Annotated in this window: 12 protein-coding genes; 6 read left to right on the plus strand and 6 right to left on the minus strand. The window is 78.1% G+C overall.

Annotated features, from left to right (window positions below):
- The first annotated feature begins 159 nt into the window (after window positions 1–159).
- Window positions 160–735, plus strand: a complete 576-nt coding sequence (locus tag JOE68_RS29350) for a helix-turn-helix transcriptional regulator (protein WP_239562392.1) — start codon at window positions 160–162, stop codon at window positions 733–735.
- Window positions 736–1,189: 454 nt separating this feature from the next.
- On the opposite strand, the gene JOE68_RS32050 is transcribed toward JOE68_RS29350, so the two are convergent.
- Entirely contained in the window at window positions 1,190–5,095 is a 3,906-nt protein-coding gene (locus tag JOE68_RS32050) for an ATP-binding protein (protein ID WP_275584752.1), read from the minus strand.
- A gap of 19 nt (window positions 5,096–5,114) precedes the next feature.
- On the minus strand, window positions 5,115–8,660 hold the full coding sequence (locus JOE68_RS29360) for an ATP-binding protein (protein ID WP_204845613.1): 3,546 nt from the start codon (window positions 8,658–8,660) through the stop codon (window positions 5,115–5,117).
- Between the two features lie 936 nt (window positions 8,661–9,596).
- Here JOE68_RS29360 and JOE68_RS29365 point away from each other — a divergent pair.
- Window positions 9,597–10,820, plus strand: coding sequence for a sensor histidine kinase (locus tag JOE68_RS29365; protein WP_204845614.1), 1,224 nt, complete (start codon window positions 9,597–9,599; stop codon window positions 10,818–10,820).
- Window positions 10,808–11,452, plus strand: a complete 645-nt coding sequence (locus JOE68_RS29370) for a response regulator (RefSeq protein WP_204845615.1) — start codon at window positions 10,808–10,810, stop codon at window positions 11,450–11,452. The genes JOE68_RS29365 and JOE68_RS29370 overlap by 13 nt, the downstream gene beginning before the upstream one ends.
- Here the strand turns inward: JOE68_RS29370 and JOE68_RS29375 are convergent.
- Window positions 11,442–11,663 (minus strand): hypothetical protein, encoded by a 222-nt coding sequence (locus JOE68_RS29375; RefSeq protein ID WP_204846402.1) that lies wholly within the window; start codon window positions 11,661–11,663, stop codon window positions 11,442–11,444. The genes JOE68_RS29370 and JOE68_RS29375 overlap by 11 nt on opposite strands.
- A gap of 203 nt (window positions 11,664–11,866) precedes the next feature.
- Here JOE68_RS29375 and JOE68_RS29380 point away from each other — a divergent pair, with 203 nt between their 5' ends.
- Together JOE68_RS29380 and JOE68_RS29385 are read left to right on the plus strand one after the other, a co-directional pair.
- Window positions 11,867–19,135: a type I polyketide synthase gene (locus JOE68_RS29380; protein WP_204845616.1), complete on the plus strand. Its 7,269-nt coding sequence runs from the start codon at window positions 11,867–11,869 to the stop codon at window positions 19,133–19,135.
- Window positions 19,136–19,755: 620 nt separating this feature from the next.
- Window positions 19,756–20,709, plus strand: coding sequence for an XRE family transcriptional regulator (locus JOE68_RS29385; protein WP_204845617.1), 954 nt, complete (start codon window positions 19,756–19,758; stop codon window positions 20,707–20,709).
- 92 nt (window positions 20,710–20,801) lie between these two features.
- On the opposite strand, the gene JOE68_RS29390 is transcribed toward JOE68_RS29385, so the two are convergent.
- Entirely contained in the window at window positions 20,802–21,575 is a 774-nt protein-coding gene (locus JOE68_RS29390) for a hypothetical protein (protein WP_204845618.1), read from the minus strand.
- Between the two features lie 13 nt (window positions 21,576–21,588).
- Window positions 21,589–22,263, minus strand: coding sequence for a papain-like cysteine protease family protein (locus tag JOE68_RS29395; RefSeq protein WP_204845619.1), 675 nt, complete (start codon window positions 22,261–22,263; stop codon window positions 21,589–21,591).
- Window positions 22,264–22,997: 734 nt separating this feature from the next.
- On the opposite strand from JOE68_RS29395, the gene JOE68_RS29400 reads away from it, so the two are divergent.
- Complete coding sequence (locus tag JOE68_RS29400; protein WP_204845620.1) at window positions 22,998–24,044, plus strand: beta-propeller fold lactonase family protein; 1,047 nt, start codon at window positions 22,998–23,000, stop codon at window positions 24,042–24,044.
- A gap of 54 nt (window positions 24,045–24,098) precedes the next feature.
- Here JOE68_RS29400 and JOE68_RS29405 read toward each other — a convergent pair whose 3' ends face one another.
- The gene (locus JOE68_RS29405; protein WP_204845621.1) at window positions 24,099–24,572 is read right to left on the minus strand and encodes a hypothetical protein; all 474 of its coding nucleotides are present in this window, start codon (window positions 24,570–24,572) and stop codon (window positions 24,099–24,101) included.
- Between the last annotated feature and the right edge of the window lie 112 nt (window positions 24,573–24,684).

Consider the following 24,684-nt stretch of genomic DNA (forward strand, 5'->3'; position numbering starts at 1 on the left):
CGCTCCTTCAGGAACTCGGATCGCTCCGGGGCGTTCTGTAGAAGCGTTTGAGAGGACGTGAAGCCGCGGCTCCGACACTGGTCCTGCAAGCCGGAACTGTGGGAGGCAGTGGTGGAGCAGCGGATTCGAGTCGTAGTCCAGTCCACGGACCAGCTCAGCATGGCCGGTCTCACCAGCCACCTCGGGTCGAGGCCGGAGATCGCGCTGGTGGGGGCTGATCAGCGGGCGTCGGCCGACGTCGCCGTGGTGGCGGTCGGGAGGCTGACCGACGAGGTGGCGGCGAGCCTGCGCGCACTGGCGGCGCAGGGGCGCGTGCCGGTGGTGCTGGTGCTCGACGAGATCGGTGAGGCGGACGTGCTCACCGCCGTGGAGTGCCGGGTGGTGGCGATCGTGCCGCGCACGGGTGCGACGGGGGACCGGGTGCTGCGCAGCGTGCTGGCCGCCGCCTCCGGCGGGGGCGTGATGCCGCCGCACATGGTGGCCGAGCTGCTGGAGCACGTGCGGCGGCTGCGGCGGCAGCTGGAGCAGCCCGTGGCCGAGCAGAACCGGCTGACCAGCCGCGAGGTCGAGGTGCTGCGGCTGATGGCCGACGGGTTGGACACCGCGGAGATCGCCACCACGCTGTGCTACTCCGAGCGCACCATCAAGAACGTCTTCTACGGCATCACCAGCAGGCTGAACCTGCGCAACCGGCCGCACGCCGTGGCGTACGCGCTGCGCAAAGGGGTGATCTGACGTGCCGTCGCCCAACGGCTCTTCCCGGCCCGGCGTCGGGCTGCCGTTCACCGGCCCGCGCCGGCGCGGCTCCGAGTGGCGGGCCGCCGGCGAGCCCGACCCGGCGCGGCGCCCTGCGGTCACCGGGTCCGCGCCGGCCCGGTGATCGGGAGGCTGCGCACAGGTCCGGTGACCCGGGGGCTGTGTGCCGGCCTGGTGACCGGGGGGCTGTGTGCCGGCCTGGTGACCGGGGGGCTGTGTGCCGGCCTGGTGACCGGGAGGCCGCGTACTGGCCCGGTGATCGGGAGGCTGCACGCCGGTCCGGCGACCGGAAGGCCGCGCACAGGTCCGGCTCCGGGGAGCGCGCCGGACCGGCGCCGGGGGAGCGCGTGGTGATCCGGTGCCGGGGACCGCGCGCGAACCCGGGCCGGCACGGTGCGGCGGGGCGACCGCCCGCCCGGCCGCGCCGGCCCGGTCAGCCCAGGCGGGTGGCGGCCCGGCGCACGTCCCACACCGCGCCGAGCCCCCGGTAGAGCCCGACCGCCTCGTGCAGGACGCCCGCCGCCGGCTCGCCGCGGCGGTCCAGCAGCACCGCCCGGTCCTCCAGGGTCTGCGCCAGCTCGAAGGTCCGCCCGACCGCCCGGTAGTGCCCGGCCACCTCCAGCAGCCCGTCCGGGTCGGCGTCGAGCAGGCACCGGCAGCGCCGCGCTGCCGCCGCCGCCCGCGCGACCGACGTCTCCCGGGCGGCCTCGGCCTCGCACGCCGCGACGGCGTTGCGCGCCGTGGCCCGGTCGCCCAGCTCCAGCGCGAGCCGCACCAGCTCGGGCAGCCACTGGTGGCGCAGCATCATCTGGGCGTACCGGGTGTCCAGGATCGCGCCGAGCAGCGCGACCGCGCCCTCCGGGTCGCCCTGGCGGACGGCCGCCGCCGCCCGCGCCGCCACCAGGAAGTCGCAGTTCTCCCGGTCGGCGGCGGCGGCCAGGGGCAGCTCCGCCCCGGCGGCCAGGTGCGCCCGCAGCCGCGGCGCGTCGTCGCGGTGCGCGGCGATCAGCGCGGCGACGCCGTGCAGCAGCAGCACCGGCCCGCCCTCGCGCAGCCCGAACCCGGTGAACCGCGGGTCGTCGTCGAGCAGGGCGTCGAGCCGCGCCACCGCCTCGTCCCACTCGCCCAGCCAGAACTGGTGCACGGCCGCGGCGACGTGCAGGCCCGCGACCGGCGTGCCCGGCCCGGCCACCGAGAAGGCCAGCCGCAGCGCCCCGGTCGCCTCCTCCAGCCGGTCCAGGCACTGCAGCGTGAACACCCGGTTGTCCAGCAGCACCAGGCGCAGGTCGGTCAGGCGCGGGTCGGTGCCGACCACGTCCAGCGCCCGGTCCAGGTGGCCGAGGGCGCGCACGTAGTCGCGCTGCACCGCGTCCACCTGCCACAGCACCTCCAGCGCCTGCCCGACCGCGAACGGGTCGCCGGCGCGCCCGCCCTCCTCGACGGCCCGGCGGGCGCTCGCCGCCGCCGCGTCGAGGTCGCCCGTGCCCGCCCGCTGCACCAGCGCCAGCAGCGACAGCAGCCGCGCGCGCCAGGCGCCGGTCGGCGCCGGGTCGGCCAGCGCCTCGTGCAGCGCCTCCAGCGCGGCGTGCGGGCGGGAGGCGCGGTAGGGCACGTAGGCCAGCGTCCAGCGCGCCTCGGCGACCAGGTCGGGGTCGCGCAGCCGGGGCAGGGCGCGCCGGGCCGCCTCCTCGGCTTCGGCGTCGTGGCCGATCCGGAACAGCGCCCTGCTCAGGTGCGCGGCCAGCACCGCGTCCCGCTCGTCGCGCCGGTCCTCGTCCGGCTCGTCGCGGTCGTCGTCCCGGTCGTCGTCCAAGTCGTCCCGGTCGTCCCGGCCGGGCGGCAGGCTGCGCCGGAGCAGGTCGACGGCGACCAGCGGCGCCCGCCGGACCAGCGCGGCGCCGCGCTCCTCCAGCCACCCGGCCACCCACCGGTCGAGCCCGTCCTCGGCGGCGAGCAGCTGCGAGGCCACGTGCTCCACCGGCGCGTCGGCCGCCGCGAGCGCCCGCGCGGCCCGCCGGTGCAGCGCGGCGCGGTCGGCCGCCGGCGTGCCCTCGTAGAGCGCCTGCCTGATCAGCGGGTGGCGGAAGGCCATGCGCGGGCCCGCGTCGCGCAGCACGCCCGCCGCCATGGCCTCGGTGACCGCGGGCAGCAGGGCCGGCACCGGCCGGCCCACCACCACCGACAGGTCGCCGACGGGGAACTCGCCGCCCAGCAGCGCCGCCGCGCGCAGCACCTCGCGGGTGCGCTCGGACAGGAAGCCCAGCCGGTCGGCCACCGCGGACACCAGCGACAGCGGCGTGCGGTCCAGCACGTCCGCCGCCACGTCGGCCGACCCCGCGTCGAAGCGCACGACCTCCTCGCGCACCAGCGCGTCGGCCAGCTCCCGCGCGTACAGCGGGTTGCCGCCGGCCCGCGCGGCGATCCGGCGCAGCCCGGGACCGGGTTCGCCGCCCACCACCGCGGCCACGATGCCCGCCACGGCGGCGTCGGGCAGCGGGGCCAGGTCGAGCACGACACCGCCGCCGGACTCCACCTCGCGCCGCAGCCGCGCCACGTCGGCCCGGTGCGGCACCGGCCGGGTGGCGCCGATCAGCAGCAGCGGCCACCGGTCGGTGGCGGCGGCGAGGCGGCGCCACAGCTCCGCGCTGTCCTCGTCGGCCCACTGGAGGTCGTCCAGGGCCAGCAGCAGCGGCCCGTCCGCGCACAGCCGCCCCACCAGCCCCACCAGCCGGTCGACCGCCTGCGCGTGGGGGTCGCCGGTCGCGGGGGCGTACCCGGTCGTGGCGTGCGGGTCGCGCAGCTCCCGGGCGATCTCCGCGCACCGGGGGTCGGACGAGCGCGGGTCGACGCCCAGGCTGCGCAGCGCCGTCCGCAGCGGGAAGCGGGTGCCCAGCTCGTCCGCCGCGTCGTGCGCGACCCGGAGCCCGAGGGCCTCGGCGCGGGCCGTCGTCGCGCCCAGCAGGCTCGACTTGCCGATGCCCGGCTCGCCCTGCACCCACAGCGTTCGGCCGCGCCCGGCGCGCACGTCCTCGACCAGGCCGTGCACGGCGGCCAGCTCGGCGTCGCGGCCGAGCAGGACGGGTTCCGCCGCGCCGACCGGGCCGTGCGCGGCGGCCCGCTCGGCGTTCCGGCCGGAGGGGACGGGTCCCGCCGCGACGGGGTCGGGCGTGGTGTGGTCGGGCGTGGTGTGGTCGGGCGTGGTGAGGTCGGGACCGGGTGCGGCGGCCGGCTCCGCGCCCCGGCCGAGGAGGGCGGACCCCGCCGCGCCCCCGCTTCCGGCCCCGGCGTCACGGCCGGACCGGGCGGACCCCGCCGCACCGCCCGCCACGTCGTCCGCCGCGCCGCCTGCAGGTCGGGTCGCGTCGTCCGCCGATCGGGTCGCGTCGCTCGCCGATCGGGTCGTGTCGTCCGCCCGCCGGGTCGCGTCGTCCGCTGACCAGGTCGCGCTGCCCGCCGATCGGGTCGCGCTGCCCGCCGATCGCGCCGCGTCGCCCGTCGACCGGCCCGCACCGCCGGCCGACCGGCTCGCGTCGTGCTCGACGCCGGACCCGTGCCCGGGCGGCGCGGCGCGGAGCACCCGCTCGTGGGCGGCGCGCAGGCCCGGACCGGGCTCCACCGCCAGCTCCGCCCGCAGCACCTGCCTGGCCTCGCGGAAGACCTCCAGCGCCTCGGCGCTGCGCCCGGCCCGGTGCAGCGCCGACATCAGCAGCTCGCGCGGGCGCTCGCGCAGCGGCTCCTCGCTGATCAGCGCGCCCAGCTCGCCGATCACGTCCAGGTGCGCGCCGGCGGCGAGCGCGGCCTCGGCCCGCAGCTCCCGCGCGGCGGCCCGCGCCTCGCCCAGCCGCAGCCGCTGCGCCCGCGCGAACGGCCCCTCCAGGCCCGTCAGCGGGACGCCCCGCCACAGCGCCAGCGCCTCGTCCAGCGACCGCAGCGCGGCCTGCGGCTCCCCGGCGTCGAGCTGCCGCCGGGCCCGCCGCCGCAGCGCCTCGAACCCGGCCACGTCGGAGGCGGCCGGGTCGAGCACCAGGCGGTAGCCCGGTCCGACCGACTCCAGCAGCCGCGAGGCGGCGCCCCGCCGCCGGCCCGGTTCCAGCGCCTTGCGCAGCACCGAGACGTAGGTGTAGACGCTGCCCTCGGCCGTCGCCGGCGCGTCCTGGCCCCACACGGCCCGGATCAGCTCGTCCCGCCGCACCACCGCGCCCGGCCGCAGCGCCAGCACCGCGAACACCCCGCGCTGCCGCGAGGAGCCCAGCGCGACCTCCTGCTCACCCGACCAGGCGCGCACCGGCCCCAGGAGCGCGACCCGCAGCGGTGGCGCCGCCACCCCGCCCGTCGTCATGCCGCCCACCCACCCGTCGTCATGCCGTCGTCGCGGCGCCCGGTCGCGCCTCGACCCGCCGGAGGTCCAGCACCGCCCCGAGCCGCCGGTAGCCGGCCACGGCCTCGTCCCGCGCGGCGCGCGCGCCGGCGGCGTCACCGCGCGCGGCGAGCAGCACCGAGGCGATCTCGGCGGCCTCGGCCGCCTCGACCGGCCGGCCGACCCGCCGGCAGCGCGCCGCCGCGGCCAGCGCGGGCCGCGGGTCGCCGTCGAGCAGGCCGCGGCACAGCCCGGCGGCGGCCGTCGCGCCGGCGGGAGCCCGTTCGGCCACGGCGTCCTGCGCGCCGGCCCGCGCGGCGCACACCGCGACGTCGCGCCGGCCCGCGGCCAGGGCCAGCCGCGCGAGCAGCGGCAGCCACTGGTGCCGCCACAGCGGGCGCGGTTCCCGCACCAGCGGCTCCAGCGCCGCGATCGCCAGGTCGGGCCGCCCGTCGGCCTCCGCCCGGAACGCCTCGGCGACGGTCGCGAACCCGGCGGACTCGTGCGGCGCGGTCGGGTCGGCGTCGAGCAGGTCGCCGCCGGCCACCACCCGGCCCCGGCGGACGGCGACCAGCGCGCCGACGCCGTGCGCCGGGCTCCCGCCCGGTCCGCGGCGGTCCGCGTCGTCCCACCGGCCCGCCCAGTAGTCCTGCACCGCACGGGCGGCCGGCGCCAGGTCCGGCACCACGTCCGGCCCGGCGCAGCCGGCCGGGTCGGACCCGCGCAGCACGAGGTCGGCCTCGGCGAGCCGGTCCAGGTGCCGCAGGGTGGCGGCCTTGTCGGTGGACAGCAGCGCGTGCCACGCGCGCAGGTCGGCGCCCTCCCGCGCCACGGCCAGCGCGCGCTCGATGCGGTCCAGCGCCTCCGGGTGGTCGAGCCGCGCGCAGCCGGCCAGCCACAGCACCTGCCACGCGTGCGCCGCGGCGAAGCGGTCCCGCGCGTCCCCGGCGCGCCGCACCGCGCGCCACGCCGCCTCCTCGGCCTCCCGCCGGTCGCCCGCGCGGAAGGCCACCCCCGCCTGCAACGCCTCCAGCCGGGCCCGCCACACGGCCGGCACGCCGTCGTCCGCGACCGCCGCCCGCAGCGCCTCCGCCGACTCCCGCGTCGTGCCGTCCCGGTGCCGCAGGTGCAGCAGCAGCCCGCGCGCGCCGGCGGCCAACCCGGGTTCGGCGGTGCGCGCCAGCACGTGCCTGGTCTCGGCGTCGGGCCACCGGCCGAGCCGGAACAGCAGGTCGGCCAGCCGCGCGGCCAGCCGGTCGCGCACCGCCGGGTCCGCCGCGGACTGGTCGGCGGCCACCCGCAGCAGCCGGACCGCCGCGTCCGGCGCGCGCTCCTCCAGCGCGGGCGCGGTGGCCGCCAGCCAGCCGGCCACCCACGGGTCCGCGGCGGTCGGCGCGGCGACCAGCTGCGCGGCGACCACCTCGACCGGCGCGCCCGCGTCGGCGAGGGACTGGGCCGCCTGGCGGTGCAGCGCGGTGCGCACCGCGTAGGGCATCTGCTGGTACAGGGCGTGCCGGAGCAACCGGTGCCGGAAGGCCAGCCGGGGGCCCGTCGCGACCAGGACGCCCGCCGCCACCGCCTCGTCGACGGCCGCCGCCAGGTCCGCGGCCGGCCGCCCGGCCGCCGTCGCGGCGTCGAGGGCGGTGCACCCGTCGTCCAGCAGCGCCACCCACCGCAGCGCCTCGGCCGCCCCCGGCGACAGGAACCCCAGCCAGCCGGTCAGCACCGGCACCAGCGAGGGCGGCGCCTGCCCGGCGGCGTCGGCGTCGATCTCGGCCACGCCGTCGCGGTGCTCGACCAGGCCGTCGCGCACCAGCACGTCCACCGCCTCCCGGGCGTAGCGGGGGTTGCCGCCCGCGCCCGCGGCGAACCGGCGCAGGTTGTCGCCCGCGGGCGCGCCCACCAGGCCGGCCACCAGCGCGGCCACGTCGTCGGCCGGCAGCGGGCCCAGCTCCACCACGTCGCCGCCGGCCTCGGCGAACGCGCGCCGGGCCCGCGCCACGTCCGCGCGCCGCGGGGCCGGCCGCGCCGCGGCGACCAGCAGCAGCGGCAGCCGGCGCGCCGCCAGGTCCGCCCAGGCCGCGACGCTGTCCTCGTCGGCCCACTGCAGGCCGTCCAGCACGAGCACCAGCGGCCCCCCGGCGGAGCGCCCGACCACCAGCTCCACCAGGCGGCCGGCCTCCGAGAGGTCGGCCGGCGACCCCTCGGCGGCCGGCTGCCGGCCGGTGACCGGGTCCGCGCCGTCCCGCGCCGGCGGCAGCGGGCACCGCGCGCCCAGCTCGTCGACCGCCACCCGCGCCACCCGGCAGCCCAGGTCGGCCGCGCCGGCCAGCCCGGCGGTCAGCAGCGCGGTCTTCCCCGAGCCCGGTTCGCCCTCCAACCAGACGCACCGCCCGCGCCCGGCGGCCACGTCGGCGACGGCGGCGCGCAGCAGCGCCACCTCGCGCTCCCGCCCGACGAACGCGGGCCCGGTCGCCGCGGGCGCGGCTCGCGGCGCGCGCCGGTCGGCCGCCGTGCCGTCGCCGAGCGCCCACCGGTCCGGGTGGTCGGCCGCGGTCGCGCCGCCGTCCGGCGCCCACCAGTCCTGCTCGCCGCCCTCGGGCGCGCTGTCGTCCGCTGCCCACCAGCCCGGGTGGTCGGCTGCGGTCGCGCTGTCGTCCGATCCCCACCAGCCCAGGGCATCGTCCCCGGCCGCGCTGTCGTCCGGCGCCCACCAGCCGGGGTGATCGGCCCCGGGGTCGCTGTCGTCCGGCGCCCGTCGGTCCACGCGGCCGACCCCGGCCGCGTCCGCGCCCAGCACCTCGCGGTGCGCCCGGCGCAGCGCGGAACCGGGTTCGATGCCCAGCCCGTCGACCAGCGCGCGGTGCGCGTCCCGGTAGACCGCCAGCGCCTCGGCCCGCCTGCCGGCCCGGTGCAGCGCGGTGACCAGCAGCGCGTGCAGCCCCTCGCGCACCGGGTGCTCGGCGGCCAGGTCGGCCAGCCCGGCGACGACTTCGGCGTGCCTGCCCAGGGCCAGCGCCAGTTCGGCGCGCCGCTCGACGGTGGCCAGCCGCAGCTCCAGCAGCCGCGCCCGCTGCGCCTCGGCGAACGGGCCCGGGACGTCGTGCAGCGCGTCGCCGCGCCACAGCGCCAGGGCCCGGTCGAGCTCGGCCAGCGCGCGTGCCGGGTGCTCGCCCGCGAGGGCCTGGGCGCGCGAGCGGTGCCGCTCGAAGCGGTGCACGTCCAGGCAGTCGGGGTCGACCCGCAGCGAGTAGCCGCCGCCGGTGGAGACGATGACCTCCGCCGCCGACCGCTTGGAGCGCTGCGGCTCGAAGGCGCGGCGCAGCCCGGACACGTAGGTGTAGAGGCTGGCGCCGGCGGTGGCGGGCGGCGAGTCGCCCCAGACGCCGCCGATCAGCTCGTCGCGGGAGACGGCCTGGCCCGCCCGGACGGCGAGGACGGCGAACACGGCCCGCCGCCGCGCGGCCCCGACGTCGACCGCCGCCCCGGCCCGCCACGCCCGCACCGGCCCGAGCAGCTGGACGGAGAGCCCGTCGCTCGTGGTCACCTCATGCCACCGGGGTTGGAATACCGATCGAACCGCGTTTTATCACTGGCCTACCTGCTCTGCAATCCGCCTTGTCGTGCACTCGACTTCCGCACCGGGGTGAACTTCGCGGGCCATTCGCTGTATTCGTCGCACATTATCACGCCCGACCGCGCAACTGTCGACTGGTCCTATGGTCGGGTTCGGGTTCCGGTGGTCGTGCTTTCGCCGCGCCCGCGCGGCGCGCCGTTCCGCGACAGGTGGTCGGCCACCGCGTCGGTGTGGACGTCTCCGATACCGACACATGGCCTACGACCTGCGTCAACGGTCATGCCGGGCCAATGGGGGCGTTCCCGGCCGATCACGAGGCGCTCTCGTGTGCCCGGTCGCGTTCCCGGTGGGCACGATATCGCTCCCGGTCGGCGCGCGCGGATTCCGCTACCTGTCGACTCGCTATCGAACCGGGCAATTCCCGGCTGCGCCGCGCGGCCGGGAAATCGCGGAACCGCCGGAGTGGGCGTGCCGGGTTTGTCGTCAGGCCAGTTCACGACCGGTTGCGCGAGCCCGCCCGCTCGGGGGGCGGTCGCGCGGGGCCGCCCGCGGACGCCCCGCCCGCGGACGCGGCCCCGCCGGCCCGGGGCCGCCCGGCGCACTCGCTCGCCGCGCACTCGCTCGCCGCGCACTCGCTCGCCGCGCACCCGCTCGCCGCGTGACCGCTCGCCGCGTGACCGTCTGCCGCGCACCTGTCTGCTGCGCACCTGCCCATGGACACCCGCTCGCCACGTGCCCACTCGTCACATGACCGCCCGCCGCGCACTCGCTCGCCGCCCACCCGCTCACCGTGCACTCGCCCGCCGCGTGACCGGCGGCACATCGGCGAAGAGGCCCGCTGCCGGGTGGGCGGGGGTAGCGCCTGCGCTACCGCCCCGCCGAGGGCGGTCGGGAAGAATCGGGGCCATGACCCGGCTCGCTCCCCTGTGGACCGCGGCGCGCTACCTGCTCGTCGGCGCGGCCACCGCGTTCCTGTCGATCTTCGCCCTGATGGCGCTGCTGGTGGTCGCCGTCCTGAGCGTGGTCGGCGTCGGGCTGCCCGCCGTGCCCGAGGCGCTGCGCCTGGTGCGCCGGCTGGTCGCCTTCGAGCGGCGGCGGGCGGGCCGGGCGCTGGGCGAGTCGATCCCCGACCCGTACCGGCTGCTGACCGGCCCGCTGTCGCAGCAGGTCGCCACGGCCGTCACCGACCCGGCGACCCGGCGGGACCTCGCCTGGCTGGCCCTCCACGGCGCGGTCGGCGCCCTGCTGGGCGCCCTCGCGGTCGGGTTGCCGACCAGTGCGGTGAACCACCTGCTGATACCCGCCTACTGGTGGCTCGTGCCCGGCGGCGTGGAGACCTCGTTCGGCGTGTCCGTGGACTCGTGGGCGACGACGTCGTACGCGGTGGCCATCGGCCTGCTCTACGGCGTGCTGACGTTCCGCCTGCCGTGGCTGGCCCGGTCGCAGGCGCTGGTCGCGCGGTGGCTGCTCGCCCCGGCGCCCGGCGTGCGGCTGACCGACCGGGTGGCGGAGCTGACCGCGTCGCGGGCCGGCGCGCTGGAGGCGCACGGCGCGGAGCTGCGGCGCATCGAGCGCGACCTGCACGACGGGGCGCAGGCGCGGATCGCGGCGGTGGTCATGCAGCTGGGCATCGCCGGGCAGATGCGCGAGCGCGACCCGGACGCGGCGTTCGACCTCGTGCGCAAGGCGCAGGACACGGCGGTGGACGCGCTGGCGGAGCTGCGGGACGTGGTGCGCAGCATCTACCCGCCGGTGCTGTCGGACCGCGGCCTGGACGGCGCGATCTCGGCGCTGGCCGCGCGCTGCCCGGTGCCGTGCACCCTGGAGGTCGCGCCCATCGGGCGGCGGCCGGCCGCGATCGAGGCGGCGGCGTACTTCATCGTCGCCGAGGCGCTGACCAACATCACCAAGCACTCGGCGGCCGACCGCGCGGCGGTCAGCCTGGCCGCGACCGACGACGCGCTGCTGATCACGGTCCGCGACGACGGCCGGGGCGGCGCGGACGAGCACCGCGGGACCGGTATCGTCGGCATCCGGCGTCGAGCCGACGCCTTCGACGGCCGGGCCGAGCTGAGCAGCCCACCCGGAGGCCCGACCGTGTTGCGAGTGGAGCTGCCGTGCGCGTCGTGATCGCGGAGGACGACGTCCTGCTGCGCGAGGGGCTCTCCCTGCTGCTGGCCAACGCGGGCATCGACGTCGTGGCCGCGGTGGACAATGCGACGGAGTTCCTGGCCCGCATCGCCGGGGACCGCCCGGACGCGGTCGTGATGGACGTCCGCCTGCCACCGTCCTTCCGGGACGAAGGGCTCCGCGCGGCGGTGGAGGCGCGCCGGGTGCACCCCGGCCTGCCGGTGCTGGTGCTGTCGGCGTACGTGGAGAACAGCTACGCCGCCGAGCTGCTGGCCGACGGCGTGGGCGGTGTCGGCTACCTGCTCAAGGAGCGCGTCGGCAAGGTCGGCGAGTTCCTCGACGCGCTGCACCGCGTGGCCGACGGCGGCACGGCGATGGACCCCGAGGTCATCTCGCAGCTGCTGGTGCGCCGCAAGCCCGACGACCCGCTCACCACGCTGACCGCGCGCGAGCGCGAGGTGCTCGCGCTGATGGCCGAGGGGCACGACAACGGCGCCATCGCGAAGATCCTGGTGGTCAGCGAAGGCGCGGTGCACAAGCACATCCGCAACATCTTCAGCAAGCTGGGCCTGCCGAACGACGAGGGCGGCCACCGCCGCGTCCTCGCCGTCCTGGCCTACCTCAACGCCTGACCGACCGCCTGCCGCGCGCCGAGAGCACCGCCAGCGCCACGACGCACAGCACCGCCACGCCGCCGCTCGCCAGCCGCAGCGCCTCGGCCAACCCGACGAACGCCCCGATCGCGTTGACCCCGGCGGTCACCAGCAGCACCACCCACAGCAGCGCCTTGGCCGCCCCGAACTTCGCACCGCCGTGCTCACCCGAACCGCTGTATCCGCTCATGGGGCGACGCTATTCCCGCGGCGCGCCACCGGGCGATCCCACCGGCTACCCGATCGCCGGTACAGCCGGCACCACCCCCGCCCGACCGCCGACGTCCCGATGATCACTGGGCCGGGTGAATTCCGCGGCCGGCGTTGGCGCGGCTCCCCCCGCGCGGCCAGGCTGGCCCGTCGGCACCTCCAGTGGCGGAGAAGGGGCGTGGCGTGGGCGCGGGCAACGACAGCGGGGACCGATCCGTCGCGATCGTGGGGGTGGCGTGCCGGCTGCCGGGCGGCGTCGACGGCCCCGACGGGCTGTGGCGGGCGCTGGTCGAGGGCCGCGACCTCGTCACCGCGCCGCCCGCGGACCGGTTCGACCCGGACCGGTTCACCGACCCCGACCGGCCGCGGCCCGGCCGCGGTCGCACCGCCGCGGGCGGCTACCTGGCGGACCTGGCGGGGTTCGACGCGGCGCACTTCGGCATCTCGCCGAAGGAGGCCGCGCAGGTGGACCCGCAGCACCGGCTGCTGCTGGAGCTGGCGGCCGAGGCGCTCGACGACGCCGGGATCGCCCGGGACCGCCTGGCGGGCAGCGACGCGGCGGTGTTCGTCGGCATCTCCGACGCCTCCTACGGCGTCCTGCAGATGATGGACGTGCGCGCGATCAACGCCTACACCATGACGGGCGCGGCGTCGTCCATCGCGGCCAACCGCGTCTCGCACTTCCTGGACCTGCGCGGGCCGAGCATGGCCGTGGACACCGCGTGCTCCTCGTCGCTGGTGGCGCTGGACCAGGCGTGCCGGGCGCTGCTGGACGGCACCAGCCGCACCGCGCTGTGCGGCGGGGTGAACGCGCTGATCAGCCCGCACCACTACGTCGGCTTCGCGCAGGCGTCGATGCTGTCGCCCCGCGGCCGGTGCGCGGCGTTCTCGGCCGACGCCGACGGCTTCGCGCGCGCCGAGGGCGGGGTGGTGGTCGTGCTCAAGCGGTTGGCCGACGCCCTGGCCGACGGCGACCGCGTCCACGCGGTGGTGCTCGCCTCGGGGACCAACAGCGACGGGCGCACCGCCGGCCTGTCGCTGCCCGACGCCGAGGCGCAGGAGCGGCTGCTGCGGGAGGTGCACCGGCGGGCCGGCGTGCACCCCGACGACCTGGCCTACTTCGAGGCGCACGGCACCGGCACGCCGGTCGGCGACCCCGTCGAGTGCGCCGCGATCGGCCGGGCGCTGGGGCGGGGGCGCACCACCGGGCCGCTGCCGATCGGGTCGGTCAAGACCAACCTCGGCCACCTGGAACCCGCCTCCGGCCTCGCCGGCGTGCTCAAGGCGCTGCTGGTGCTGCGGCACCGGCGCATCCCGGCGTCGCTGCACGCCGACCCGCCCAACCCGGGCATCGACTTCGCCGGGCTCGGCCTGGTCGTGGCCGCCGAGCCGCGGTCGATCCCCGCCGGCGGCCGGGTCGTGGTGGGGGTGAACTCCTTCGGCTTCGGCGGGGCCAACGCCCACGTCGTGCTGGCCTCCCCGCCGCCACCGCCCGCGCCCGCCGGGCCGCCGGGCGACGCGCCGCGGCCGGTGCTGGTGTCGGGCAGCACGCCGGCGGCGCTGGCCGCCGCGACCGCGGCCCTGGTCGAGCGGCTGGCCGACGCGCCGGACTTCCACGACCTGGCCCACACCACCTGCCGCCGCCGCACCCGCCACCGCCACCGCGTCGCCGTGCTCGCCGACGACGCGGCCGACGCGGCGCGGCTGCTCGCCGAAGCCGCCCCGGTGGAGGCGGTCGGCGCGGGCCGGATCGGGTTCGTCTTCTGCGGCAACGCCTCCCAGTGGGCCGGCATGGGCGCGGACCTGTTCCGCGACAAGGACTTCCGGGTCGCGGTGGAGCAGGTGGACACCGCGCTGGCCCCGCACCTGGGCTGGTCGGTGGCGCGGCGCCTGGCCGAGGTCACCGAGCAGGAGCTGTCGGCCACCGAGGTGGCCCAGCCGCTGCTGTTCGCCGTCCAGGTGGGCCTGACCGAGCTGCTGCGCGCGCACGGGGTCCGGCCCGAGGTGGTGCTCGGCCACAGCGTCGGCGAGGTCGCCGCCGCCTGGGCCGCGGGCGCCCTCGACCTCGACCAGGCGGCCTGGGTGGTCGCCGAGCGCAGCCGCGCCCAGGCGGCGACCGCGGGCGCCGGGCGGATGGCCGCGGTGGCGCTGTCGGCCGCCGACCTGCGCCGGTGGCACCCGGAGGTGGAGATCGCCGGCATCGGCACCGCCGACGACGTCACCGCCGCGGGCCCGGCCGAGGAGGTCGGGCGGCTGCTGGCCGACCTGGCGGCGCGCGGCGTCGCCTGCGCCGACCTCGGCCTGGACCACCCCTTCCACACCGCCGCGATGGACCCGCTGCGCGAGCCGCTGCGGGCGGCGCTGGCCGGGCTGGTCCCCGCCGCCACCGCGATCCCGCTGGTGTCCACCGTGACCGGCGCGCGGGTCGACGGGACCGAGCTGGGCCCGGAGTACTGGTGGCGCAACGTCCGCGAGCCGGTCCGGTTCGCCGACGCCGTCACCGAGGTCCTGGCGGGCGGCGCGGACGTGCTGGTCGAGGTCGGCCCGCACCCGGTGCTGCGCGGCTACCTGCGCAAGCTCGCCGCCACCCGCCCGCGCACCCCGACCGCCGTCGTGCCGACCCTGCGCCGCCACGCCGACGGCCCGGCCGCCGTGCGCACCGCGGTGGCCGCGGTGCTCGCCGCCGGCGGCCGGGTGGACTGGGACCGCTACTTCCCGACCCCCGGCCGGGTGGTCGACCTGCCCGCCTACCCGTGGCAGCGGGAGCGCCACTGGAGCGGCGACCCGCGGCTGTGGGTGCGCACCAGCGGCGACGCCCGCGTCCACCACCCGCTGCTGGGCGAGCGCGTGCCCGCCCCGCACCCGTTGTGGCACAACGAGGTCGAGCCGGTGCGCGTGCCGTGGCTGGCCGACCACCTGCTCAGCGGCGAGGTGGTGGTGCCCGCCGCCGGGTTCGCGGAGATGGCGCTGGCGGCGGGCGCGTCGGCCCTCGGCCGGCCGGTGGAGGTCCGTCGGCTGGAGATCAGCCGCCCGCTGGTCGTGCCCTGGCCGGACACCGCGGGCGTGCGCACCCAGGTCTCGGTCGACCCGGGCGACGGCGCGGTCGCCATCACCAGCACGCAGGGCGCCGATGCCGAACCCCGCCCGCACGTCCGCGGCCGGGTGCGGGCCGCGGTGGGCCGCCCGCCCGCGCCGCGGGACCCCGCCGCCCTGCGCCGCGGCCTGACCCGCCGGCTGGGCGGCGCCGAGCTGTACGACCGGCTGGACGACCACGGCCTCGCCTACGGCCCCGCCTTCCGCGTCCTCACCGGGCTGTCCACCGGCGACGGCCGGGTGCTCGCCGGGTACCGGCACGACGCGCCGGCCGGCGGCTTCGTCGTCCACCCGGTCCTGCTCGACGGCGCGCTGCAGGCGGGGGCGCCGCTGATCAGCGGGAAGCTGGCCGGCGAGGTGTTCCTGCCCGCGGCCTTCGACGCCGTGCGGGTGTGGCGCACCCCCGCCCCGGAGGGGCTGGTGGCGGTGCGCGAGCGGGCCCGCACCACGACGGAGGTCTGCTGGGACATCGAGGTGCTCGACCCCGACGGGGCGGTGGCGGTGGAGCTGGAGGGCGTGCGGGTGCGCCGGATGGTCCGCCCGGACGGGACCGCCGTCGGCCGCCTGCGCACCGCGCTGCGCGCCGCGCCCCGGGCCGGGGAGCCCGCCGGGCCCGGCCCGCTGCCCGGCGCGGAGGTCCTGCTGGCCGCGGCCGGGCCGCGGCTGGCCGACCTCCGGGCGGCCTACGAGGCCGACCTGGCCGGCGCCGCCGAGCTGGGCGAGCAGATCGCGGCGCACCGGCTGGCGGGCGCCCTCGGCGAGCTGGCCGGCCCGGAGTTCGGCCTCGACGACCTCGTCCCCGCCGGGGTGGCGGCCCGGCACACCCGGCTGGTGGAGCTGCTGCTGCCGGTCTGCCTGGCCCGCGGCGCGCTGGTCGGGACCGGCCGCGGTCGCCTGCGGGTGCGCGGCGACGGCCGCGACGTCGACCGCGCGGTGCGCCGGCTGCTGGCGGAGCACCCGGCGGCCGGCGCGGAGGCGGTGCTCGACCTCGCCCTCAACCACGACCTCGCGGCCCTGCTGACGGGGGCGCGCGACCCGGCGCGGCACGCGGCCACCGAGGAGAACGAGCGGTTGCTGGACCGGCACTTCGACCTCGCGCCGAGCTGCCGCTCGCGCAACCTGGTGGTGCAGGAGCTGGTGCGGCAGGCCGCGCGGCGCTGGCCCGCGGACCGCCCGCTGCGCGTCCTGGAGGTCGGCGCGGGCGGCGGCGGGCTGACCGCCGCGGTGCTGCCCGTGCTGCCGGCCGACCGCACCCGCTACACCTTCACCGACGTCTCGGCCCCGCGCCTGGCCCGCGCCGCGCAGCGCTTCGCCCACCACGCCGGCGTGGAGTTCCGCGCCCTCGACCTCGACCGCGACCCCGCCGGGCAGGGCTTCCCCGAGGGCGGTGTCGACCTGGTGCTGGCCGCCGACGCCCTGCACGCCGCACCCGACCTCGGCCGGGCCCTGGCCGGGGTCGCCGCCCTGCTGGCCCCCGGCGGCAGGCTGCTGGCCACCGAGCCGCACAACCCGGTCCGGCTCGCGCCGCTCTTCGGGCTGCAGGCGGAGTTCTGGCAGCCCCGGGACCGGGACCTCCGGCCGCGCACCGCGCTGCTGCCCGCCGACGAGTGGCCGCCGTTGTTGCGGCGCGCCGGTTTCACCGACGTCCGGCAGCTCGGCTGGGGCGGCGGCGACTACTCGGTGCTGGTGGCGACGGCCCCCGACGCCGCCCGCGCTCTCCCCGCGCTGCCGCCGGGCGACCCCGGCCGCCCGTGGCTGCTGCTGGTCGAGGCCGACGACGGGGTCGAGCTGGCCGAGGGGACCGCCCGGCTGCTGCGCGCGGCCGGGTGCCCGCCGCCGCGGGTCCTCCCCGCCGCGCGGTGGGCGCCGGACGGGACCGACCCGCAGGTCGTGCTGGTGCTGGGCGGGCCGGTCGACGACCCGGTGGAGCGCACCACCCGCTGCGCGGCGCTGCTGCGGGCGGTCGCCGGGCGCCCCGGCACGGGGTCGGTGTGGCTGGTGACCCGCCCGTGCGGCGCGCTGCCCACCGAGGTCGAGGAACCCGCCGACGCGGCGGTGTGGGGCGTGGCGCGGGTGCTGGGCAACGAGCACCCCGACCGCGCGGTGCGCCGGATCTCGCTGTCCCGCGCGGGCGACCCGGCCCGGCGGCTGGCCGCGGAGCTGCTCGCGCCCGACGCGGAGGACGAGGTCGCGCTGACCCCCGGCGGCCGGTTCGCGCCCCGCGAGGTCGACCTGCCCGCCGAGCCGACCGAGCCGGGGTCCTTCCGGCTGGAGGTGCGCGGGCACGGGCTGTCCTACGAGCTGGGCTGGCGGGCGGTGGCGCGCCCGCGGCCCGGTCCGGGGCAGGTGCGGGTGGCGGTGCGGGCCGCCGCGCTGAACTACCGCGACGTCATGCAGGCCACCGGGTTGCTGCCGGCGCGCAGCTACGGGTCCACCGGTGAGCACGCGCCGGGGCTGGAGTGCGCGGGCGTGGTCAGCGGCGTCGGCCCGGGGGTGACCGGGTTCGCCGTCGGCGACCGGGTGGCCGGCCTGGCGCCGGGCGCCCTGGCCTCCGAGGTGACGGCCCCGGCGCACGCGCTGGTCCGCGTGCCGGGCTCGCTGACCGACGCCGAGGCCGCGACCATGCCCGTGGCGTTCGCCACCGTCGCGCACGGCCTGGGCGCCCTGGCCCGGCTGGAGCCGGGGGAGACCGTGCTGGTGCACGGCGGCGCGGGCGGGGTCGGGCTGGCCGCGCTCCAGTACGCGCGGGCGTGCGGCGCGACCGTCGTCGCCACCGCGGGCAGCCCGGCGAAGCGGCGGCTGCTGCGCGCCCTGGGCGTGGAGCACGTGTTCGACTCGCGGGGCCTGGAGTTCGCCGACGGGGTCCGGCGGATCACCGGCGGGCGCGGGGTGGACGTCGTGCTCAACTCGCTGGCCGGTCCCGCGCTGGTCCGCAGCCTGGAACTGCTCCGCCCCGGCGGCCGGTTCGTCGAGCTGGGCAGGCGCGACATGTACGAGGACAACGCCCTGCCGCTGCGGCCGTTCCTCGCCGACCTCAGCTTCTTCGCCTTCGACCTGTCCGCGGCGGCGGCCGACCCGGCGCTCGCGGCGCGGGTCCTGGCCGGCGCGCGGGACGCCGTGGCGGGCAGGGCCTTCCGGCCGCTGCCGCACGCGGTCCACCCCGCGGGCCGGGTCGCCGAGGCGTTCCGGCAGCTGCAGCACTCCCACCACGTGGGCAAGGTAGTGGTGGCGTTCGACCCGGACGCCGAACCGGTGGTGGTGCAGGGCCCGCCCGCGCCGCCCGCGCTCGACCCCGGCGGCACCTACCTGGTCACCGGCGGGCTCGGCGGCTTCGGCGCGGCCACCGCGCGGTGGCTGGCCGACCGGGGCGCCCGGCACCTCGCCCTCGTCGGCCGCCGCGGCGCGGACTCGCCCGAAGCGCCCGCCCTGCTCGCCGAGCTGGCCGCGCGCGGCGTCCGGGCGCGGGCGCACGCCGCCGACGTCGCCGACCCGGCCGCGCTGCGGCGGGTCCTGGCCGCGCTCGACCCGCCGCTGCGCGGGGTCGTGCACGCCGCGATGCACCTGGACGACGCCCCGCTGGCGGAGCTGGACGACGAGCGGTTCCGCGCCGTGCTCGCCCCGAAGCTGGGCGGCGCGGTGGTGCTCGACGAGCTGACCCGGGACCTCGACCTCGACCTGTTCCTGCTGCACTCCTCGGTCTCGGCGCTGGTGGGCAACCCGCGGCAGGCCCCCTACGCGGCGGCCAACCTGTTCCTGGAGGCCCTGGTCCGGCAGCGCCGCGCCCGCGGGCTGCCGGGGACGGCGGTGGCGTGGGGCGTGCTGGGCGAGGCCGGCTACGTCGCCCGCAACGGCCTGGCGCCGGCGATGGCCGCGGCCGGCCTGGCCGCGATCGGCACCGGGGAGGCGCTCGCGGCGCTGGACGAGGTGGTCGGGGCGGCCGAGCCGGTGGTGCGCGTGGGCCGCACCGACTGGGCGCGGTTGGGCGCCCTGCTGCCGGCGGTGCGCGGCCCCCGGTTCGGCGCGCCGGCGCGGTCGGCCGGCGACACCCGGGAGGAGCTGGTCGACCGGTTGGCGGCGCTGCGCCCGCAGCAGGCCGTGGCGGCGCTGGCCGGGCAGCTGGCCCGGCTGCTGGGCGAGGTCCTGCGGATGGACCCGGCGGAGGTCGACCCGCACCGCGGCCTGGCCGACTACGGCGTGGACTCGCTGCTGGCCGCCGAGCTGCTGGTCGCCGTGCGCCGGCGGTTCGGCGTCGAGGTCCCGCCGCTGGCGATGACCCGCCACGACGGGACGCTCGCCGACCTCGCCGCCCTGGTCCACGAGCGCCTGGGGTTGCCGCGCCCGGCCGGGACGTCGCCGTGAGCGCGGCGGCCCGGCCGCCGCGCCCGCCGTCCCGGGCCCGCGCCGCGCGGTTGTCGCGGGCGGTGCGGGGCCGGGTGGTGGCCACCGACGCGTCGCACGGCATCGGCAGGCGCACCGCGGCTGCCGGCCGGCGCGGTCGCGGTGGTGGTCGTCCCGGCCCGGTCGGCGCACCCGCTGCGCGGGCCGACCGGCGGTCGCACCTGTCCGGTGGGCCCGGCTGACTTCGACGCCGTGCGGGCGCGGGCCGTGCGCGGCGCGCCGGGGCCGCAGACCCGCGGGCGTTCGCGCACCGCGGGGAATTCCGCGGCGCGCGAATCCCGGCGCGCCGGGCGGAATCCGGTCCGGCGAACCGGACAAGCGGGAGAAAAGGTGATCCGCCGCGCGGGTGGAACGCGCGAACCCGATCGCGCGGAACGCCGCCGCGGGCCGGGGAACCGCTTTCCGACCAGCGGGAACACCCGATCCGGCGAATCGGTCGCGAAACCGGGCCGGCTCGTCCGACTTTGGTAGGTTGGCCGATCACCCGCCCGGTGCCTACAGTGCGTTCAGCCCCTGACCGCCGATATCCCGGGCCGCGCTGTCGCGGTCCGGTGCGGTGACGCCCGCGTTATGAGGTTCAGGTGCCGGCAGACGCAGGACCCGCCCCCGCTGCGCCGGGCGAGCTCGCCCGGGCGTTGCGCTACGGCCCGTTCGACCGCGCGCTGGCGGCGGCCATCCGGCGGCGCGGCCTGTCGCTGTCCCGGCTGCGGGCCCACCTGAGGTCGCACGGCATCACGATCGCCCAGTCGACGCTGAGCTACTGGCAGCGCGGGCTGCGGCACCCGGCGGCGCCGCGCGCGCTGGACGCCGTGCGGGCGCTGGAGCGGGTGCTGCAGGTGCCGGAGGACAGCCTGGTCGTGCTGATCGGGCCGCAGCAGCGCACGCCCGAGCCGGACGCGCGGCTGCGGTCGATCCCCGAGCTGAGCCGCAGCTGGGAGCGCACCGGGGCGCTGCTGGCCGAGTTCGACGGGGTGTCCGGCAGCCCGTGCAACTCCCACCTCGACGTCGTCACCGCGTTCGACGACGTGCGGCTGACCGCGGCGGGCGGGATCGCGGCGATCACCTCGACCGTGGCGGTGCGCGCCCGCCGGTCCGGGCCGGACGGGTTCGTGATGACCCACCAGGGCGAGCCGGGCTCCGACATCGGCGCCGCCCTGCTCCGGGCCGGCGACGGCTGCCGGGTGGGCCGGGTGCGCAAGCAGCGGTCCTCGGCGGGGATGGTGGTGGAGCTGCTGTTCGACCGCAGGCTCACCGAGGGCGACGTGCACGTCTTCAGCTCCACCATCGTGTGCGCCGAGCCGGTCCGCGCGCCGACGTTCTTCCGGGTGGTCCGCGCCCGGATGCGCAACTACCTGATCCGGCTGCGCTTCGACCCGTCCCTGCTGCCGGTCCGCTGCACCCGCGTGCAGCGGGAGCGGGAGGGCCTCGCGCCGGCGGTAAGCGAACCGCTGCTGTGCGGGCCGGACGGCTTCGCCTGCGCCTACTTCGAGGAGCTGGAGCCCTCGCTGGCGGGCGTCGACTTCCTGTGGGAGTAGCCGAGCGCGTCCCGCGCGGGCTGCGGCTCGTGCCGGTCCTGTGCCGGTCCTGTGCCGGTTCAGGGGAGCGGCGGGCCGTCGGGGCGGCAGGTCTAGGCCGACCGCCCGCGGGAGTGGCGCCGCCGCCGCAGCAGCGCCACCGCGAGCGCCAGCACCAGGACCGCACCGCCGGCCGACCACCCGACCACCGCCGCGGAAGGCCCCCCGTCGGCCTGCGCGGCGGCGTCCGGCCCGGTGAACCCGATGCCGCGGTCCCGGTCGGGGGAGGAGCCCGGCAGCCGGTCGCCGTACCGGGAGCGGACCTGCTCCTGGTAGCGGGCCAGCGGGACGAACTCGCCGACGGGGGTCTGCGGCAGGCTCGCCCGCAGCAGCACGACGCCGGTCGCGGTCAGCTCGTACCAGCCGTTGATCTGGGGTTCGTTCAGCAGCACCGAGTCCGGCCGCAGGCGCTTGCTCAGGGTCTCCTCGTCGTCGCCGGAGAACACGCTGCCGACCTGCCAGCCGCCCGCGCCCTGGCGGTCGGCGCGCAGCGTCGCGCGCGCCCCGCTGTCGGCGGTGGCGGTCACCGCGATGTACTGCAGCACCCCGGCCGGCGCGCCGGCGACGCCCCGGACGAAGTCGGGGTTGAGCACGTAGGCCGCGACACCGCGGTCGGCGACCGCCACCGCGCTCGGCTCGATGCCGTGGACCTGCCGGAAGTTGGTCTTCGCGAAGCTGATCGCGGCCGGCGCCCGCGCGGCGTCGAGCGCGGCGGCGAAGTCCGCCGGAGAGGGTGGCGGCACCGCCTCGCGCGCCGAAGCCGGGGAGCACGGCAGTGCCAGGGCCAGCACGACCGCGGTGAAGACGGACAACTTCCGGCAGATCACGACCGCACCCCCGCTACGCCTTGGTGATGTTGACGATGGTGTCGTTCCAGCGGAACCTGCTGTTGCTGCGGTACTGGGTGTAGTTCCAGGTCTGGTAGCGCTGGTAGGACGGCCAGGGGTCGCCGACCATGATGGTCTGGTTGGTGGTGTCGTAGCCGTAGATGACCTCGGCGTGGCCGCCGCCGGAGGTCCAGTAGATGCCGGTCAGGTGCGGGATGCCGGCGTCGATCTGCTGGGTGATCGAGGCGAAGCTGATCGGCCCGCGGGCGTCCTGGGCGTTGAAGCCGGTGCCCCGGAAGCCGCGCACGATCTCGGGGATCTGCGCGGGCTGGTTCGGGCAGTAGCCCGCCGAGGTCCCCTTGCCCGCGGCGCAGAACGCCTGCTGGCTCACGGTTACGCCGAGCGTCTGCTCGATGCTGGCGCCGGTGGCGGCCCAGCACCACTGGTTCTGCTGCTGCACCTGCTGGGTGTAGTTCAACTGCTTGGCCGCCAGCGGCACCGCGCTCAGCGACGCGCGCGCCGGCGCGATCTCCCTGACCTGGGTGTGCTCCTCGGTCTTGATCAGGCCGTGCGGCGTGCCCGGGTCACCGGCCGCCACCGCCGGTGACGGGAGCACGACGGAGGCGGCGAGGGCTGCGGCGACGGCGAGCAGGCTGGGGAGCCCCCGTCGGGTGGTTGTCCGATCCACGAGCGTTCTCCTTGCAGGGAGGGGAAAAGTCTGCGCCGGTCCACCGCTGGTGGGCGGTCCGGCCGGGAACACCGTGACGCGCCCCCGCCACCCCGGACAACGACCGAGCGCTCCCGGGCCGCCGCGGTGTGATCGTTCACCGCCGCGCGGCTCGCGCCCGTGAACCGCGACAACAGCCCTTCCCCGTGCTCCGCGGGCCGCCGGGCGGTGTTACGGCCGAGAACGTTCACCCGGCGTTCACGGCGGGTGAACGCCCTCGGCCCGGGTGGGGCGGATCAGGCCCGCTCCCAGCGGATGCCGCACGGGCCGGGTCGGGCGTCGTGGGCTGCCGTCAGGGCCGGGGAACCGGCCGCCCTCGCCCGGCGGGCCCGAGCCGGCGGTGACCGGCTCCACTGCTGGACCGCCGGTGAGGCGCGCCGGGCGCCCCGCTCGCCGCCGAGCGCGAATGCCGCGCGTTCCCGGGTCGCGGGGAATAACCGCGATTCGCCGGTTCGGCGCGGATGCCGCAATCGGTCGGCGTGTTCGGACCGGTTCCCGATCGCGACCGGGTACCGGGGCCGATTCCACTTCGCTGATTACCGCATCTTGCGTTGCCCGCCCGCGGGCCCGTGCAAAGAATGTGGTCGCGCACAACCCAACGTCCCCACGAAGTTCTCGTAGAGGTGACAACAGTGGTCAGGAAACACTTGTCGGCCCGTCCGCCGCGACCGCTCGGCCGACGTGCCGTGGCCGCGGTGGCGGGTCTGCTCGCCGCCGCCGCCCTCGTGGCGCCGCCCGCGTCGGCCGGGTCGGGCCGGCCGGAGGTCATCGCCACGGTCGACGTCAAGGTCGAGCCGTTCGGGGCCACCACCAGCCCGGACGGCCGCACGGTGTGGGTCGCCAACTCCGGCCCGCTGGACGGGCACACCGGCAACCGCGGGCGCACCGTCACCGTCCTGGACGCGAAGACCCACCGGGTCCAGTCGGTGATCGAGGTCGGCGTCTTCCCGGAGGACATCGCGTTCGCGCGCGGCGGGCGCCAGGCGTTCGTCACCAACTCGACCTCCGCCACCGTCTCGGTCATCGACACCCGCACCCGCCGGGTCACCCAGACGATCGACCTCGCGCCGGTCCCGATGACCTACCCGTTCGGGATCATCGCCTCGCGCGACGGCAAGAAGGTCTACGTCACCACCTTCGGCGGGGCCTCCGACGCCGGCATCGCCGTCCTGGACAACCGCGACCCGCACGACGTCAAGCTCGGCGGGACGATCAGCCTGCCCGGGTTCACCGGCCGCCCGGCCCTCACGCCCGACGGCTCGCTGCTGGTCGTGCCGCGCGGCCAGATCCGCGGCGGCGCGGCCCCGGAGGCGGCCCTGGTCGACACGGCCACCGACCGGGTCGTGGCCACCGTGCCGCTCTCCGACGCCGGCGCGCCCCAGGCCGCCTCGGTCACCCCCGACGGCAAGTACGCCTACGTCGGCATCTTCGGCGGGGTGCTCGGCGGCCGGGGCGGCGTGGCGGTCGTCGACCTCGCCCGGCGGACCACCGTCAAGCTGATCGCGACGCCGGCCCCCGAGGTCCACGGCGTCCGCGTCAGCCCGGACGGGCGGCTCGTCATCGCCACCCTCTTCCGCAGCGCCTCGATCTCGATCATCGACACGCGGACCAGGGAGATCACGGACACCATCGGGGTGGGCGCCAAGCCCAACGACATCGCGTTCACCGGGAACGGCCGCCGGGCGCTGGTGACCAACCAGGGCGAGACCACCGTCTCGGTCGTGTCGCTGCCCAGGAGGTAGCGGCCGCCGTGCCCGGCCCCGCGCCCGTGCGGCGCGGGGCCGGGCGGCGGCCGGTCAGGCGTGGAAGCCCAGGGACGCGACGAAGCTGTGCTCCGCCGACCGGTTCGACAGCCGGACCAGCAGGAAGTCGTCGTAGAGGCCGGGCGGGACCCCGGTGTCGACCCGGACCCGGACGCTGACGAACGCGGGCGACCGCCGGCCCGCCAGGTCCAGCGCGATCTCCTTGCGGTTGCCGTCCGCGCCGGTGAGCCGCTCGGTCTCCAGCACCGTCTCGGTGAACCTGTCCGGCTCGTCGGACGGCTCGTAGAGGGTCACGGTGATCAGGTGCCCGTTGTAGCCGCCGAAGGTCTCCACGTTGAGCGTCTCCACGACCAGGGTCGTGGTGTCCGGACCGGCCGGGTCCAGCTTTTCCAGCGTCACCGGCAGTTCCGCGGCCAGCCCGGAGTAGGCGGCGTCGCCGAACACGCCGGGTTCGTCGCCCAGGTGGAGTCGCCCCTGCCAGATCAGCTCCGCTTTCGGACTGAGCATGAAAACTCCTCGTAATTCAGGTGGTGGCCGCGCGTGCCCGATCGCGCGACCATCATCCCGGTGAGGCGGTCCGGTCGTCGCCCCGCCACGGCGATTCCGCCGGGTGAATCCC

Origin of the sequence: Saccharothrix algeriensis, assembly GCF_016907655.1 — a bacterium.
Classification (GTDB): Bacteria; Actinomycetota; Actinomycetes; order Mycobacteriales; family Pseudonocardiaceae; genus Actinosynnema; species Actinosynnema algeriense.

Excerpts from the sequence above, each read along its gene's own strand:
- JOE68_RS29365 (WP_204845614.1), top strand. The coding sequence starts at position 9,597 with ATGACCCGGCTCGCTCCCCTGTGGACCGCGGCGCGCTACCTGCTCGTC.
- JOE68_RS29375 (WP_204846402.1), bottom strand. The coding sequence starts at position 11,663 with ATGAGCGGATACAGCGGTTCGGGTGAGCACGGCGGTGCGAAGTTCGGG.
- JOE68_RS29350 (WP_239562392.1), top strand. The coding sequence starts at position 160 with ATGGCCGGTCTCACCAGCCACCTCGGGTCGAGGCCGGAGATCGCGCTG.
- JOE68_RS29405 (WP_204845621.1), bottom strand. The coding sequence starts at position 24,572 with ATGCTCAGTCCGAAAGCGGAGCTGATCTGGCAGGGGCGACTCCACCTG.
- JOE68_RS32050 (WP_275584752.1), bottom strand. The coding sequence starts at position 5,095 with ATGACGACGGGCGGGGTGGCGGCGCCACCGCTGCGGGTCGCGCTCCTG.